Below are 13,270 nucleotides of genomic sequence, written 5' to 3' on the forward strand. Positions count from 1 at the left end.
CAGCGCCGTGTCCCATTGGCAAATATGCGAACGGCTCCGCCCGGCAGATCTTCAATCTGCATCAGACGCAAATAAACGCGTCCAGCGCTGCGATTCCGATTGAAGGAATGATGCAGCAGCCGGAAGCGTTTTTGTCCGCAGCTATGTCGATGCGGAACGCATGTCGCGTCCCTCAGCATCGCTTAGTGGCAGGGGAAGCCATAGGAGTGGCGGGTGTCGTGCGCGGTGTCGTGCAGCACGGCCGAATTCGCCAGGCCTGCGCCGAAGACGAGGAAGCCGCCGATGAGGAGCGCGACGATACCTGCGGTCAGACGGTCGCTGAGGGAGAGCGGAATGCTCGAAACTGTAGATGTAGCCATGACAACCTCCGTGATGGCGTCGGGATATTTCCCGGTTTGGGCCCTATGCCCGTATCGACTGGCAGGTTTCCTGGCTCAGGACGTCGGGTGAGATCACCCTGGATTTGCCTCGCCTTCCCAGATCAGGGGCCGCCCTCTCGCGGTCTCGTCTCCAGTGGCTTCTTCCGGATCGCTCCGGAACGGCGCATTCACGTCGCTCTACAGTCGCGGGGTCGGCCGTGATTTGAATGCCCAGCATGGGTCCATCCGTCACGTTCCCGTTTACTCCCGAAACGCGTTCGCGTTGCGAGAACCAATCGATCCACGATGATTAGGATCGCACCCCGGAGATGTCAATTAGACTTGCGCCGCCGCCCGGCCCATCCGCGACAAAATCCCGAAGGATCATGCGTTTATAGGCTTCGACGATCTGGTCGCCCTCTGCCCGGTCGACGGAGACCGCAAGCCGCATCGTGCAATCGCCGAGATGCATGATCAAAAAAGCGGCGCTGTCGATCGTCTCGCGCGGCGTGTCGGGCGCAAACCGCGCCCAGACGTCGGCAAGAAGCTGGCCGCCGGCGCGGCTTTGCAAAAGGTCGATCTCGCGCAGCGCCTTGTCGGCCTGCATCGCCGACCAGATGTCGCGCATCACAGGCTCGGCCAAGAACATATCGTAATAGATGTCGAACAGCACGGAGAAGGCGTCACGCAGTTCCGCGATCGACGTGACCTTGGCAAGCTCGGCCTCGATGCATTCGCGACAGACCGCATTGTAGCGCTCGGCCAGCGTGCGCACGATCGCCGCCTTGTCGGGGAAATACTGGTAGAGCGAGCCGATCGAAATTCCAGCCTTTTCAGCGACTTCGCTCATGCGCATGGCGTCGCTGCCCTTCTCCTGGATGATCGCCGTAGCGCAGGCAAGGATTTGCTCGACGCGCTCGCGGCTGCGTTTCTGGCTCGGCGTTCGGCGCAGCGCGGTCTCGTCGTCGGCGGGAACCGCGGTAGGGCCTATTTCTGGAATCATGAGTGATGCTCACATTTTGACTTGACTCCTAAAATACGAGGATTTATCACATTTGCAAATGTGAGAGATACTCATGTTTGTGAATGAACCTCAGGAGGAAGCGATGACGGACAAACTCACACTGGTTTTGGGCGGTACCGGCAAGACGGGGCGGCGGGTCGCTGCCCGCCTTCAGGAGCGTGGCATTTCGGTGCGCATCGGCGCCCGTTCGGCGTCGCCTTCCTTCGACTGGACCGACGAGGCGACCTGGCCGGCAGTCCTTGAGAACGTCGAGCGCATCTATGTCAGCTACCAGCCGGATCTGGCGGTGCCGGGCGCCGTCGAGACCATCCGCAAATTCTCGGGCCTTGCCGTTCGCTCGGGCATCAAGCGGCTGGTGCTTCTGTCGGGGCGCGGCGAGGACGAGGCGGAAGCGGCCGAGCGCGAACTGCAGGCCTCCGGCGCCGACTGGACGATCATCCGGGCCAGCTGGTTCTTCGAGAATTTCAGCGAAGATTTTCTGGCCGGTGCCGTTTCCAGCGGCTCGGTCTTCCTGCCGCCGGATGAGATCACCGAGCCTTTCATCGGCAGCGACGACATTGCCGACGTCGCGGTTGCCGCGCTGTTGGACGAGGGGCATGTCGGCAATATCTACGAGCTGACCGGCCCGCGATTGATGACGTTTGCTGAGGCGGTGGCCGAGATCGCCGCGGCTGCCAACCGCCGGATCGCTTACCAGTCCGTGCCGGTTGCCGATTTCGCCGCGCAGTTGCAGGCCGACGGTTTGCCTGATGACTACGTCGAACTCATCCGCTATCTCTTCACGTCGGTGCTCGACGGACGCAATTCTCAACTGACGTCCGATGTCGAGCGTGTGCTTGGGCGCAGGCCGCGCGATTTCGCCGACTACGCCCGGGAGACCGCTGCAACAGGTGTCTGGAGTATTGCCGCATGATCCCGCTGATCCCCGCTCTGGCGTTTTCCGCCGCGATCGGTTCCGGCCTGATGGCTGGACTGTTCTTCATCTTCTCGGTCTGCATCATGCAGGCCTTGTCGCGGCTGCCGGCAGAGCAGGGGATCGCGGCAATGAACACCATCAATGTGGTGATCCAGAATCCGCTGTTCCTCAGCGCCTTCATGGGCACGGCGCTTCTGGGGCTCGCTCTGGTGATTGCGGCCTTCATCTGGGGCGGTAATGGCAGTGTGCTGCTGGCAGCCGGCGGCATCGTTTACGTCGTCGGCGTGCTGATCGTCACCATCGTCTTCAACGTACCGATGAACGATGCGCTGGCGGCGGCCACGCCCGGGCAGGCCGCCACCGAAATCTGGCAGCAGCGCTACCTGACCGACTGGGTCTGGTGGAACCATGTACGCACGGTGTCTTCGATCGGGGCGCTGGCCTTGTTCATTCTGGGTTTTGCGCGCAGCTGAAAACTGCCGGCCGGCGGATTTTCTTATGATCCGCCGGCTATCTCCATCAGTCGACCAGCGAACCGCAGGTGAGATTGGCGATCGCGCCCGTCATGGCGCTCGCCCGATCCGAGGCGACGAAGGCGGCATAGTCGGCGACCTCCTCGAGTCTTGGGAAGCGCCCGAGCAATGTGCCGGTTTTCGCCCGGCCGTCGAGCATCTCCTCAACGGTGGTATCGAAGCGGTCGGCAAAGCCTTGAAAGACGGCGCGCGCATGCGAAACCGGCAGTGCCTCGGGAATGGCATCCGGGCGCAGGCAGATGACGCGGATGCCATGGCTGCCGAGCTCGCCAGCGAGAATGCGCGAGAAGGTCTCGATGGCGCCGCAGGTGGTGCCATAGCCGAGGAAGCCCGAGCCGGACATGTGCGCGCCCGGCGTCGAAAGCGTCAGGATGACGCCGCTGCCGTTTCTTTCCATGTGTGTCGCGGCCGCCTTTGCGGTGATGAAGTTGGCGCGGGTATAGGTTGCGATCGGGCGCTCGAACTGTTCCAGCGTCAGCTCCGAAAGCGGCGGGCCCTGAATATGGGCAAAGCCGACGGCAGTCAGGACCACGTCGATCCGGTCGGCGCGCTCCACGACCGATTGCGCATGCCGCTCGACGGCGGCCTGATCCAGGACATCGACGACGTCGAACTCCGCCTTTCCACCCGCTGCCCGAATTGTCTCGGCCGTGCGGCTCAAGGTTTCGGCCGTGCGCCCGACCAGGAAGACGCTCGCGCCTTCGCGGGCAAAGGCACGCGCCGCAGCACCGCCGATCGCGCCGCTGCCGCCATAGACAATCGCCACCTTACTGTGAAGCAACATTGCAGCCTCCCTTTTTCCTCTCCGGGTGAATGGGCATGCGGCATGAGGCCCTGGATCGCACCGATCCCAAGGAGAAAATCATGCAGCAAGTCTGATGCGTTAAGGTGTGCTAGCGCAGCGATATCCGCTGCGCATATTCCTGCTCGAGCCGGGTGTGCTTGTTCCAGAATCCGTGCGATGTGCGGCCGGAAACCACGTCGGCGAGAATGTCGAGATGGGTGTGCCAGCCGGCCGCCACGCTTGCCATCATCTCCTCTTTCGCGATGCGCGAATGGGTGACCACCAGCAGCACCTTGGCGCCTCTTGCTTCCAGATCGAAACGCACCTGCGATGGCGTCGGCGTGCCTTCGCCCCAGCTATAGGCCAGCAGATGCGGCGGCTCGCAGGCGATGATGCGGCCATGGATGCGGCTTACGCCGGCAAGGGCCGCATATTTGGCTGGCGGTTGGCCGCCATCCGTGCCGAGTTCCTCATGGCGGAAGATGTGTTCGACCGCCGCTTCGGCCACAGCGCCAATGGTTCCCGAGGCCATCCACAGGCGGCGCTTGTCCTCCTCGGTCAGATAGGCCCAGATGCGCTCGATCGGTCCCGGCAGCAACCGCTCGATGCGTGCCGCATCCGGCGCGACGATCCGGGCATATCCGTCGTCGGTGCCGGTTGACGCAGTCATCGCTTCTTCTCCGTTTCCGGCCGCGTCGTGGTCCGCTCCTCAGCGCCCTTGGCGGCGTCTTCGGCCAGAAGCAGCGCCTCCAGCACGTCGATGCGCTGACGCCAGAAGGCCTCGTAGTGGCGCATCCATTCCATGCCGGCATGCATCGGTTCGGCGTCGAGCCGGCAGACATGCGCCCGGCCGCGCACCTCGCGCCGCACGAGGCCGGCACCTTCGAGCACCTTGATGTGTTTCGATGCGGCGGCAAGCGAAATGGAGAAGGGGGCGGCAAGCTCGCCCACCAGTCGCTCACCCCCTGACAGATCCTGCAGCATCGCCCGCCGCGTCGGGTCGGACAGCGCATGGAATACGGCGTCGAGCCGATCGTTCATATATTCAACCATGTCGTTGAATATCGCCTATGGCGCCGCTATTGTCAACCGATCGGTTGAATGTTCTGGCGTCAACCGGTGACGGCCTTAACCGCCTGTTCTGTCCGGTGCCGCTCCTTCCAGGCTTCCAGCGCTTCAGCCAAGTCCGGGGTCGGCACCATGCGGGCGAATTGTTCGCCTTCCAGCAGAAGCCCCTCGGCGATCGACATGTTGAGGCCGCGGGTGACGGCGGTGATGATGGTCTGCGTCGCAAGCGGCGAATGGCGCAGGATGCGTTTGGCAAGCGCGCGGGCGGCGGGCATGAGTTCTTCATGGGCAACGACGCTGTTGACCAGTCCCAGCTGGAGCGCGTGTTCGGCCGAAAAGTCGTCGCCGGTCAGAAGCAGTTCCAGCGCGCGTTTGCGGCCGGCGAGCCGGGGCAGGCGCTGCGTGCCGCCAAAGGTCGGCGGCATGCCGAGCTTGATTTCGGGTTTGGCAAAGCGGGCGCGATCGCTGGCCACGGCAAGATGCATGGCCTCGGTGATTTCGCAGCCACCGCCATAGGCGAGACCATTGACGGCGGCGATCACAGGCTTTGGAAACGCCTCCAGCCTTGCGGTCAGGCGCTGGCCGCGGCGGACAAAATCGCGCACGGCGGTGTTTGCGCCCTTGGCAACGCTCCCGGAAAACTCGTGGATGTCGCCGCCGGCGGAAAAAGCCCGTTCGCCGGCTCCGGTGATGATCACGGCGCCGACATTGTCGTTCACCTCGAGCATGTCGAGCAGGCTTAAGAACCAATCGATCAGTTCGTAGCTGAGCGCATTGAGCCTGGCCGGCCGGTTCAGCGTCAGAAGCGCGATGCCATCGGAAATCTGCAGCAATACGGTGTCGGACATGGTGGTCTCCCTTCGTCACTTCGAGCGAGGCATTGACGGGGCGAGGCTAGGTGAGAGAAGGTTCGATGTATATTCACTAGGCGGTATACATAGAGATGGCGAAACCTGAGCGCACCACCCGGGAAGGCATTATCGATGCCGCTTCGAAACTCTTCTATGCCGAGGGCATTCGCGCCGTCAGCGTCGATGCGGTGGCGGAAGCTGCCGGCGTGACGAAGCGCACGCTCTACTATCACTTCGAAAGCAAGGACGAGCTGATCGCCGCCTATCTTGAAGGTCGTGACCAGCCGAACCTGACGCTCTTTCGCAAATGGTTCGATGCGGCAGACGGCGATCTTGCCGCGAAGGTCGAGGCGATCTTCGTCAATCTCGCCCGCGCTGCCCGGCATCCCAAGTGGAAGGGCTGTGGTTTCCTGCGCACCTCGGCCGAGCTTGCCAACATGCCCGGCCATCCGGCGATCCGCATCGGGGCTGCGCACAAGAAGAAATTCGAAGCCTGGTTGATGCAGGTGTTCTCCGAGGCAGGCATCGATGATGCAGGCGAACTGGCGCGCCAGATGCTGCTGCTGCTCGACGGCAGTTTTGCGGTCGTCCTTCTGCACCGGGATGCAAGCTACATGGAGAGCGCGGGCAAGGCGGCAGCGACGCTGGTTCGTGTGGCGGCGGTTGCCCGCTGACCGCGGATTTCTGCTGTCAGGACTGCCGTCACTCGGTGGTGATGCAGGACCATGCCGGCCATAGGCTGGAGCGCTGCTCCTACGCGACCGAGCTTCCGCAGGGCGACGTCGATGACGTCATCTCGGTCGGGGCGATCGCGACGGCCGCAGTCTCGTCGACCGGACCCAACTGCAACTGACCGGCTCGTCTGTCTGTTTGGCCCGCTTGCTACGGGGGAGGACGTCACGGCTTTTCCGGAGACTTCGCGCCAGCAGCAGCGGTGGCCGGAAATCGCAGGCTTCAGTACCTCGTTGAAACGGCGATCCGGACCGGGCCGCCCCGGTCTGCATAGGCGCCAGCACTCTTGGCAAAATCGGTGCCGCGATACAGATTGCATCCCAAGAAAACCGGGAGGACGACATGGCAGTCAAACGCATCGTGTCCAATCTATACGCGCCAGATCCGCGAGCCGCGCACGCCTTTTACGCCGATCTGCTCGGGCTCCAGGTGGTGATGGATCACGGCTGGATCCTGACGTTTGCGGCGGAGGGGCAGGCGGCGATGCCGCAGGTCAGCGTGGCGAGCCAAGGCGGGTCCGACACGCCGGTGCCGGTGCTTTCGATCGAGGTGGACGATGCCGACGCGGTCTATGCCCAAGCCCGGGCAAGGGGCGTGACGATCGTCTATGACATCACCGACGAGCCCTGGGGCGTCCGGCGTTTCTATCTGCGCGACCCGTTCGGCAATGTGATCAATATCCTGTCCCATTGAAAAGACCGGCCGCCGAAGGGATCGGCGGCCAATCTTCTAGTATTAGGCCAGCGTCAGCGCGTTGGTGAGGTCGGCGACCAGATCGTCCGGATGTTCGATGCCGATCGAAAGCCGGATCGTCGTGTCGAGAACGCCGATGCGGCGGCGCACATCAATCGGCACGCCGGAATGGGTCATCGCCGCCGGGTGGCTAGCCAGCGATTCCGTGCCGCCAAGGCTGACGGCGAGCTTGAAGATCTGCAGCGCGTTCAGGAAGCGGAAGGCCGCCTCCTGGCCGCCGGTGATGTCGAACGAGAAGGTCGAGCCGGCGCCGGTGCACTGTGCCGCATAGGCCTTGCCGAGCGGTGAGGCTTCGTCGTGGAAGGGCAGGTAATGGATGCGCTCGACCTTGGGATGGTCGCGCAGGAACTCGGCGACGATGCGGGCATTGTCGTTGGCCTTGTTCATACGCACCGATAGGGTTTCGAGCGAACGGCCGAGCATCCAGCACGAATGCGGGTCGAGCTGCGTGCCGATGGCGCCGCGCAGCGCCTTCACCTGCTTCATCACCGCCTTCGAGCCGAGTGCGGCGCCGGCGATCAGGTCGGAGTGGCCGCCGACATATTTGGTCAGCGAATAGAGCGAGATATCGGCGCCGTGCTCGATCGGTCGCTGGAAGACCGGGCCGAGCAGGGTGTTGTCGCAGGCGATCACCGGCGTATGCCCCTGCCTGGCGCCGATTGCGTCGGCGACGCGGCGGATCATGGCGACGTCGACGAGGCTGTTGGTCGGATTGGCCGGCGTTTCGATAAGGATCACCGAGACGCGGCCCTTGGCCATCGCCTCTTCGGCGGCAGCGGTCACCGCGGCCTCGTTGACGCCATCGGCAAAGCCGACGGCCGAGACGCCGAGATTGAGGAAGGTTTTCGCCAGCAGCGTCTCCGTGCCGCCATAGAGCGGCTGGCTATGCAGCACCGCGTCGCCGGGCTTCACGAAGGCGAGCAGCGTCGTTGCGATCGCCGACATGCCGGAGGAAAACAGCACGCAGCTTTCCGTGCGCTCATAGACGGCGAGGCGATCCTCGACGATCTCGCTGTTCGGGTGGTTGAAGCGCGAATAGACGAGGCCGGCGCCCACACCTGCCGGCGGCTCGCGGCGGCCGGAGACGAAATCGAAGAAGTCACGGCCTTCTTCCGCCGAGCGAAATACGAAGGTGGAGGTCAGGAATACCGGCGGCTTGACGGCCCCCTCCGACAGTTCTGGATCGTAGCCATAGTTCAGCATCAGGGTTTCGGGATGCAGCTTGTGGTTTCCGATATGGGTCTTGGAGGGGTGCGGCGCGGTCATGGCTTTTCTCCTGAAGCGAAACGGGTGCGGCTGACAGGCAAATTATATCAGATGCTTGGACCGATCCTTGCTATTTGCGATCACATGCCCTTGAGTTGCGCAAAGAATTGCCGGGATCAGGAAAATATGACGCAGAAAATTGCCGACGAAACAGACCGCCGAATTCTGAAGGAATTGCTGGCCGACGCGCGCATCACCAACAACGACCTGGCAGAGCGCGTCGGGCTGTCGGCTTCGCCCTGCCTGCGGCGGCTGCGGCGGCTGGAGGAAACCGGCGTCATCCGCGGCTATACCGCGCTGATCGACCCGGCGGTGGAGGGCTGGACGATGACGGCGATCGCGACCGTCCGGCTCAGTCGCCAGCACGAGGACGAGATCGTCATGTTCGAGCAGGCGATCCGCGGCTGGGACGAAGTGCTCGAATGCCACCTCGTCACCGGCTCGCGCGATTACGTGCTGAAGGTGATGAGTGCCGGGCTCGAGCAATACGAGCGTTTCATCAAGGAGAAGATCGCCCGGCTCAAATGCGTGGCCTCGATCGAGACGAGCTTCGTCATGAACACGATCAAGGAGCGGCGGATCTAGCGGACTGATCTATATGGCGGAGGTCGCCTTTGCCGGTGTCCTAAAGCTTTGAAGGCATTTCGTATTTTCTGTCATGATCCGCTTTTGGGGAGATGAAATCCGTCTCGCGCGACGCCTGAAATCAATGGATTCCGACGCTACGGCATCAGGGTTTCGGGCGGCGGCTTTGAAAGTGCAAAGGATGCTCTAGATTCAAAGAGAGCGTCCCTAATCACAATGATTCTCGGTCGATCGACCAAGATTATAAACGTGATCGATTCTAATGCGTCAAGGCGGGATGCGGGCGGAAACCCACGTTTCCGCATCCCGCTCTCGTGCGCTCAGATGGACGCGTGGCGCTCGCGGAGAAAGGCGATGGATTTCGTAGAAGCGTTCGACGCCGTCGGTTCCTGGATGCGGACCGTCCTTCTCAACGAGTGGACGTTCTTTCAACTTGCCCTGATTGTCGCCGGCTACGTGCTTTGCGGCCTTCTGGCAAGACGGATAGAGCCGGTAGTCGAAGCCCGCGCACGCACGATCAAGGGCAATCCGGACCTGCTACGCGTCATCATCGCTTTCATGCGGCGGCTGCGGTGGCTGTTCCTGATTGTATGGCTATGGATCGCCGATGCGATGCTGTTGCGCTTTGGGTGGCCTTCGTACCGATGGCTGGTGGCCACCGCGCTTACGCTTGCAGCGGCGTGGTTCGTCATCTCGGTCCTCACGCGCATCATCAGAAATCAGACGCTGGCGCGTGTTGTTGCCGTCACTGGTTGGACCTACTTTGCTGCCTATGCGGTTGGGCTGGATCGTGTGATCCTGACGACGCTTGATGGTGTAGCGTTTAATCTCGGCGCGGTTCGCCTTTCGCTGTTGCTTGTCTTGAAGGCCATCATCCTTTCCTTTGCGCTGATCTGGCTGGCCGTTCTGGTCGGCAACGTCTCGGCGCATTGGATACAGAGATCCGCGGATCTCACGCCGTCCTTCAAGGTTCTCATCAGCAAATTGGTCAAGATCGGACTGATCGGCTTCGCGGGCGTTATCGCCCTGAACGCGACCGGCGTCGACTTGACCGCATTGACGATTTTTTCGGGTGCCGTCGGCGTCGGTATCGGCTTTGGCCTGCAGAAGGTGGTCTCCAATTTCATCTCGGGGATCATCATCCTGCTCGACAAATCCATCAAACCGGGCGACACGATTACGCTCGGCGATACCTTCGGCTCGGTCCGCGACCTGCGTTCCCGGTTCGTCTCGGTGATCACGAGAGACGGCAAGGAGTACCTCATCCCAAACGAGGACTTCATTTCGCAACAGGTCGTGAACTGGTCGTTTTCCAGCGACTATGTTCGCATCGAGATCAACTTCGGAACGTCCTATGACAGCGATCCGCACGAGGTCGCGCGCATCGCCATCGAGACCGCCGCATCTATACCGCGGGTTGCCAGCACCTATGCCCGGCCGGTCTGCTGGATGACCGGTTTCGGTGCATCATCGCTCGATTTCAAATTGAGGTTCTGGATTTCCGATCCGAGCAACGGGCTGACGAATATTCGCGGTCAAGTGCTCATGGCCCTATGGGATGCGTTCAAGGCGGCTGGCATTTCGATCCCGTTCCCGCACCGTGAAATCATCATGAAGACACCTGTCGAGGTGACCCGCGCGTGAAGCGGAACGCAGCTAGGCGGGTGGTATGGAGGACGATGAACCGCCCGGCGCTGCACGTCTTCGGCTTGCAACAAGTGACGGGACAACTATGGGAGGCGACGTGGCGGCCCGCGCGTCGGTCGCCCTCGACTGGGAGACGCCCCGCATTCCAGGTGGGCGTGACAGGGCCGGCCCGCAATGTCCGCGTGTGGGTAGGAGCCGATCTCGCCTTGCCAAGAAAGCGCAGGCATTGTCTATTGCTCTCTATTCCGCACCATCCGACCCCTTGGGAGCACATCGATGCCGTCTATGGAACTGCTGTTGGCCTTCCTCGCGACCACGGTGATCTTCGCCTATATCCCCGGCCCCGCGATGCTCTATGCGGCGGCGCAGACGATGGCGCGTGGCCGCTGGTCCGGATTGATGGCGACGCTCGGCATCCACCTCGGCGGTTATGTGCATGTTTTTGCGGCCGCTGCCGGGCTCTCCGTGCTGTTTCATGCGGTGCCGGTGCTCTACATGATCGTCAAGTTCGCCGGTGCCGCCTATCTCGTCTGGCTCGGGATTTCGCTGTTTCGCGCCAAGGCGCAAGGGACGGGCGACTTGCCCGGAATCGAGGCGAAATCCGGCCGGCGCGCCTTCTTCGAAAGCATCACCGTCGAAGTGCTGAACCCCAAGACGGCAATCTTTTTCGTGGCCTTCCTGCCGCAGTTCATCGATGCATCCGCGGCGTTTCCGGTCTGGCTGCAGTTCGTCATCCTCGGCACGATCGTCAATCTGATGTTTTCTTCGGCCGATATTGCCTGCGTCATCCTGGCGGGCGTGCTGATCGCCCGGCTCAGGCGTTCGAGCATGGCGCAGCGCGCCATGCAACGGGTCGGCGGGGGTGGGCTCGTCGGGCTGGGCGTTCATCTGGCCTTCCAGAAGAGCTGATCCGCGCCCGCCACTTGCAACGGGTTCCGCCGCGGGGCAGCTGCACGGCCAATGCCAGGTTGCCGCCGGGGTGACGGGCGGCTATCAAGCGGGACACGCCCCAATTGAAGAGGGCGCGCCCGACGAACGACCGTGAACAAGGAGCCAGCCAGTGGATCACCTTCAAGAGACGGGTCTGCGCAGGGCGAAGTGGCCCGTTCCTCAGTTCGTGTCCGGGCTTTGGGCGTCGTTTTCGACGACGGGCCTGATCGTCGGGGTGCTGTTCTTCGCCGCATCGCTGACGCCGAGCCTCATCCCGCGCCCCTATGTCATCCAGGCGGTCATTTCAGGGCTATCGCTGTCTGCGGGCTATGCCATCGGCGTGTTCTTGCGGTGGCTGTGGTCCTATCTCGAGCTGCCGGATGTGCGGGAGAGGACAGGCCTGATCGTGAAGCTGCTTGCCGCGCTCGGCTGCAGCCTTGTCGTGCTCACCTTCCTTTGGCGCACTGCCGAATGGCAAAACACGGTGCGCACGATCATGGGGCTCGATCGCGTCGAGAGCGCCGAGCCCTTCAAGCTTGGCCTCATTGCCGCTGTCGTTTTCATCGTCATCGTCCTGTTGGCGCGCCTGTTCCGGCTGACGTTCCGCTTTCTCGCCCGACGCTTCGAATATGTGTTGACGCGGCCGCTGGCAAAGCTCGCAGCCATTGCCGCGGCCATCGCTCTCTTCTGGTCGGCTGTTGACGGGGTGATCTTCCGCTACGCTCTGCATGCGGCCGACAGCTCGTTCCAACGGCTCGACGCGCTGATCGACCCGGACGTGGCGCCGCCGACCGACCCGACGAAAACCGGCAGCAGCACGTCGCTGATGACCTGGGACGAACTCGGCAGGCAGGGACGCCAGTTCATCGCCTCAGGGCCGAGCGCCAAGGATATCGGCGCCTTCTTCAGCGGCGAGGCGAAGGAACCGCTTCGCGTCTATGCCGGGCTCAATTCGGCCGAGACAGCCAAGGAGCGGGCCAGACTCGCGCTCGAAGAGTTGAAGCGTGTCGGCGGGTTCGAGCGAACCAATCTGATGATCATCGTGCCGACCGGCACCGGCTGGATCGATCCGCCGGGTATCGACTCCCTCGAATACCTGCTGAAGGGCGACGTCGCCAGCGTCGCGGTGCAGTATTCCTACCTGACGAGTTGGCTGTCGCTGCTGGTCGAGCCGGAATATGGCGCCGAGACCGCCGATGCGCTGTTCGACGCGGTCTATGGGTACTGGACGACACTGCCCCGGGACAAGAGGCCCAAGCTCTATCTCTACGGCCTCAGCCTGGGCTCGATGAATTCGCAAGGTTCGGTCGACCCGTTCGACATCATCAGCGATCCGTTCCAGGGCGCGCTCTGGGTCGGCTCGCCGTTCCCGACCAAGACATGGCTGCAGATCACCCGCAACCGCAATCCGGGTTCGCCGGAATGGCGCCCGCTCTATCGCGACGGCTCTGTCATCCGCTTCACCGGCCAGGAGAATGCGCTTGATATCCCGGGTGCAGAATGGGGCAATGTCCGTATCGTCTACCTGCAATATGCCAGCGACCCGATCACCTTCTTCGATGCGCACTCCTTCTTCCGCGAGCCGGACTGGATGAAGGCGCCGCGCGGTCACGACGTTTCACCCGACCTTACCTGGTTCCCCGTGGTGACGATGTTCCAGCTGCTGGCCGACATGGCGATGGGCACGACGACACCGATCGGCTACGGCCATGTCTATGCGCCCGAGCACTATATCGACGCGTGGATGCAGGTGGTCGACCCGCCCGGCGTGACGGCGGACGATGCCGCCCGGCTGAAGGCGCTGCTCAAGGGGCGCTACTGA

16 protein-coding genes and 1 riboswitch are annotated in these 13,270 nt (G+C 62.6%); of the genes, 9 read left to right on the top strand and 7 right to left on the bottom strand.

Going from position 1 to position 13,270, the window contains the following annotated elements:
* Positions 1-182: 182 nt before the first annotated feature.
* Both AC244_RS08350 and AC244_RS08355 read right to left on the bottom strand, forming a co-directional pair.
* Positions 183-359: a CbtB domain-containing protein gene (locus tag AC244_RS08350; protein WP_053248287.1), complete on the bottom strand. Its 177-nt coding sequence runs from the start codon at positions 357-359 to the stop codon at positions 183-185.
* 42 nt (positions 360-401) lie between these two features.
* Positions 402-671: riboswitch (cobalamin riboswitch) on the bottom strand.
* Complete coding sequence (locus tag AC244_RS08355; RefSeq protein WP_053248288.1) at positions 670-1,362, bottom strand: TetR/AcrR family transcriptional regulator; 693 nt, start codon at positions 1,360-1,362, stop codon at positions 670-672. Its footprint overlaps the riboswitch before it by 2 nt.
* A 103-nt stretch (positions 1,363-1,465) precedes the next feature.
* Here AC244_RS08355 and AC244_RS08360 point away from each other — a divergent pair, with 103 nt between their 5' ends.
* Positions 1,466-2,296: an NAD(P)H-binding protein gene (locus tag AC244_RS08360; RefSeq protein WP_053248443.1), complete on the top strand. Its 831-nt coding sequence runs from the start codon at positions 1,466-1,468 to the stop codon at positions 2,294-2,296.
* Complete coding sequence (locus AC244_RS08365; protein ID WP_053248289.1) at positions 2,293-2,772, top strand: DUF1772 domain-containing protein; 480 nt, start codon at positions 2,293-2,295, stop codon at positions 2,770-2,772. The genes AC244_RS08360 and AC244_RS08365 overlap by 4 nt, the downstream gene beginning before the upstream one ends.
* Positions 2,773-2,818: 46 nt before the next feature.
* Here AC244_RS08365 and AC244_RS08370 read toward each other — a convergent pair whose 3' ends face one another.
* The 4 genes from AC244_RS08370 to AC244_RS08385 all read right to left on the bottom strand — a co-directional run bounded on the left by AC244_RS08370 (position 2,819) and on the right by AC244_RS08385 (position 5,532).
* The gene (locus tag AC244_RS08370; RefSeq protein WP_053248290.1) at positions 2,819-3,616 is read right to left on the bottom strand and encodes an SDR family NAD(P)-dependent oxidoreductase; all 798 of its coding nucleotides are present in this window, start codon (positions 3,614-3,616) and stop codon (positions 2,819-2,821) included.
* A gap of 109 nt (positions 3,617-3,725) precedes the next feature.
* A complete protein-coding gene (locus AC244_RS08375; RefSeq protein WP_053248291.1) occupies positions 3,726-4,286 on the bottom strand; it encodes an SRPBCC family protein in 561 nt (186 codons plus the stop codon).
* The gene (locus AC244_RS08380; protein WP_053248292.1) at positions 4,283-4,669 is read right to left on the bottom strand and encodes an ArsR/SmtB family transcription factor; all 387 of its coding nucleotides are present in this window, start codon (positions 4,667-4,669) and stop codon (positions 4,283-4,285) included. The genes AC244_RS08375 and AC244_RS08380 overlap by 4 nt, the downstream gene beginning before the upstream one ends.
* Positions 4,670-4,728: 59 nt before the next feature.
* Positions 4,729-5,532: a crotonase/enoyl-CoA hydratase family protein gene (locus tag AC244_RS08385; protein ID WP_053248293.1), complete on the bottom strand. Its 804-nt coding sequence runs from the start codon at positions 5,530-5,532 to the stop codon at positions 4,729-4,731.
* A 95-nt stretch (positions 5,533-5,627) separates the two neighbouring features.
* Here AC244_RS08385 and AC244_RS08390 point away from each other — a divergent pair, with 95 nt between their 5' ends.
* The 3 genes from AC244_RS08390 (at position 5,628) to AC244_RS08395 (ending at position 6,960) form a co-directional block, all read left to right on the top strand.
* Entirely contained in the window at positions 5,628-6,209 is a 582-nt protein-coding gene (locus tag AC244_RS08390; RefSeq protein WP_053248294.1) for a TetR/AcrR family transcriptional regulator, read from the top strand.
* Between the two features lie 35 nt (positions 6,210-6,244).
* The gene (locus tag AC244_RS37110; RefSeq protein WP_161807849.1) at positions 6,245-6,388 is read left to right on the top strand and encodes a hypothetical protein; all 144 of its coding nucleotides are present in this window, start codon (positions 6,245-6,247) and stop codon (positions 6,386-6,388) included.
* Positions 6,389-6,609: 221 nt separating this feature from the next.
* On the top strand, positions 6,610-6,960 hold the full coding sequence (locus AC244_RS08395) for a VOC family protein (protein ID WP_053248295.1): 351 nt from the start codon (positions 6,610-6,612) through the stop codon (positions 6,958-6,960).
* A 42-nt stretch (positions 6,961-7,002) separates the two neighbouring features.
* Here AC244_RS08395 and AC244_RS08400 read toward each other — a convergent pair whose 3' ends face one another.
* The gene (locus AC244_RS08400; protein ID WP_053248296.1) at positions 7,003-8,286 is read right to left on the bottom strand and encodes a cystathionine gamma-synthase family protein; all 1,284 of its coding nucleotides are present in this window, start codon (positions 8,284-8,286) and stop codon (positions 7,003-7,005) included.
* A 126-nt stretch (positions 8,287-8,412) separates the two neighbouring features.
* Here AC244_RS08400 and AC244_RS08405 point away from each other — a divergent pair, with 126 nt between their 5' ends.
* The 4 genes from AC244_RS08405 to AC244_RS08420 all read left to right on the top strand — a co-directional run bounded on the left by AC244_RS08405 (position 8,413) and on the right by AC244_RS08420 (position 13,270).
* Positions 8,413-8,871 (top strand): Lrp/AsnC family transcriptional regulator, encoded by a 459-nt coding sequence (locus tag AC244_RS08405; protein ID WP_053248297.1) that lies wholly within the window; start codon positions 8,413-8,415, stop codon positions 8,869-8,871.
* A gap of 354 nt (positions 8,872-9,225) precedes the next feature.
* Positions 9,226-10,515 carry a mechanosensitive ion channel family protein gene (locus tag AC244_RS08410; protein ID WP_053248298.1) on the top strand — a complete coding sequence of 430 codons (1,290 nt, stop codon included), beginning with the start codon at positions 9,226-9,228 and terminating at the stop codon, positions 10,513-10,515.
* 279 nt (positions 10,516-10,794) lie between these two features.
* Complete coding sequence (locus tag AC244_RS08415; protein WP_053248299.1) at positions 10,795-11,427, top strand: LysE family translocator; 633 nt, start codon at positions 10,795-10,797, stop codon at positions 11,425-11,427.
* Positions 11,428-11,578: 151 nt separating this feature from the next.
* A complete protein-coding gene (locus AC244_RS08420) occupies positions 11,579-13,270 on the top strand; it encodes an alpha/beta hydrolase (protein WP_053248300.1) in 1,692 nt (563 codons plus the stop codon).

Source organism: Ensifer adhaerens (assembly GCF_001270265.1).
GTDB classification, from domain to species: domain Bacteria; phylum Pseudomonadota; class Alphaproteobacteria; order Rhizobiales; family Rhizobiaceae; genus Ensifer; species Ensifer adhaerens_B.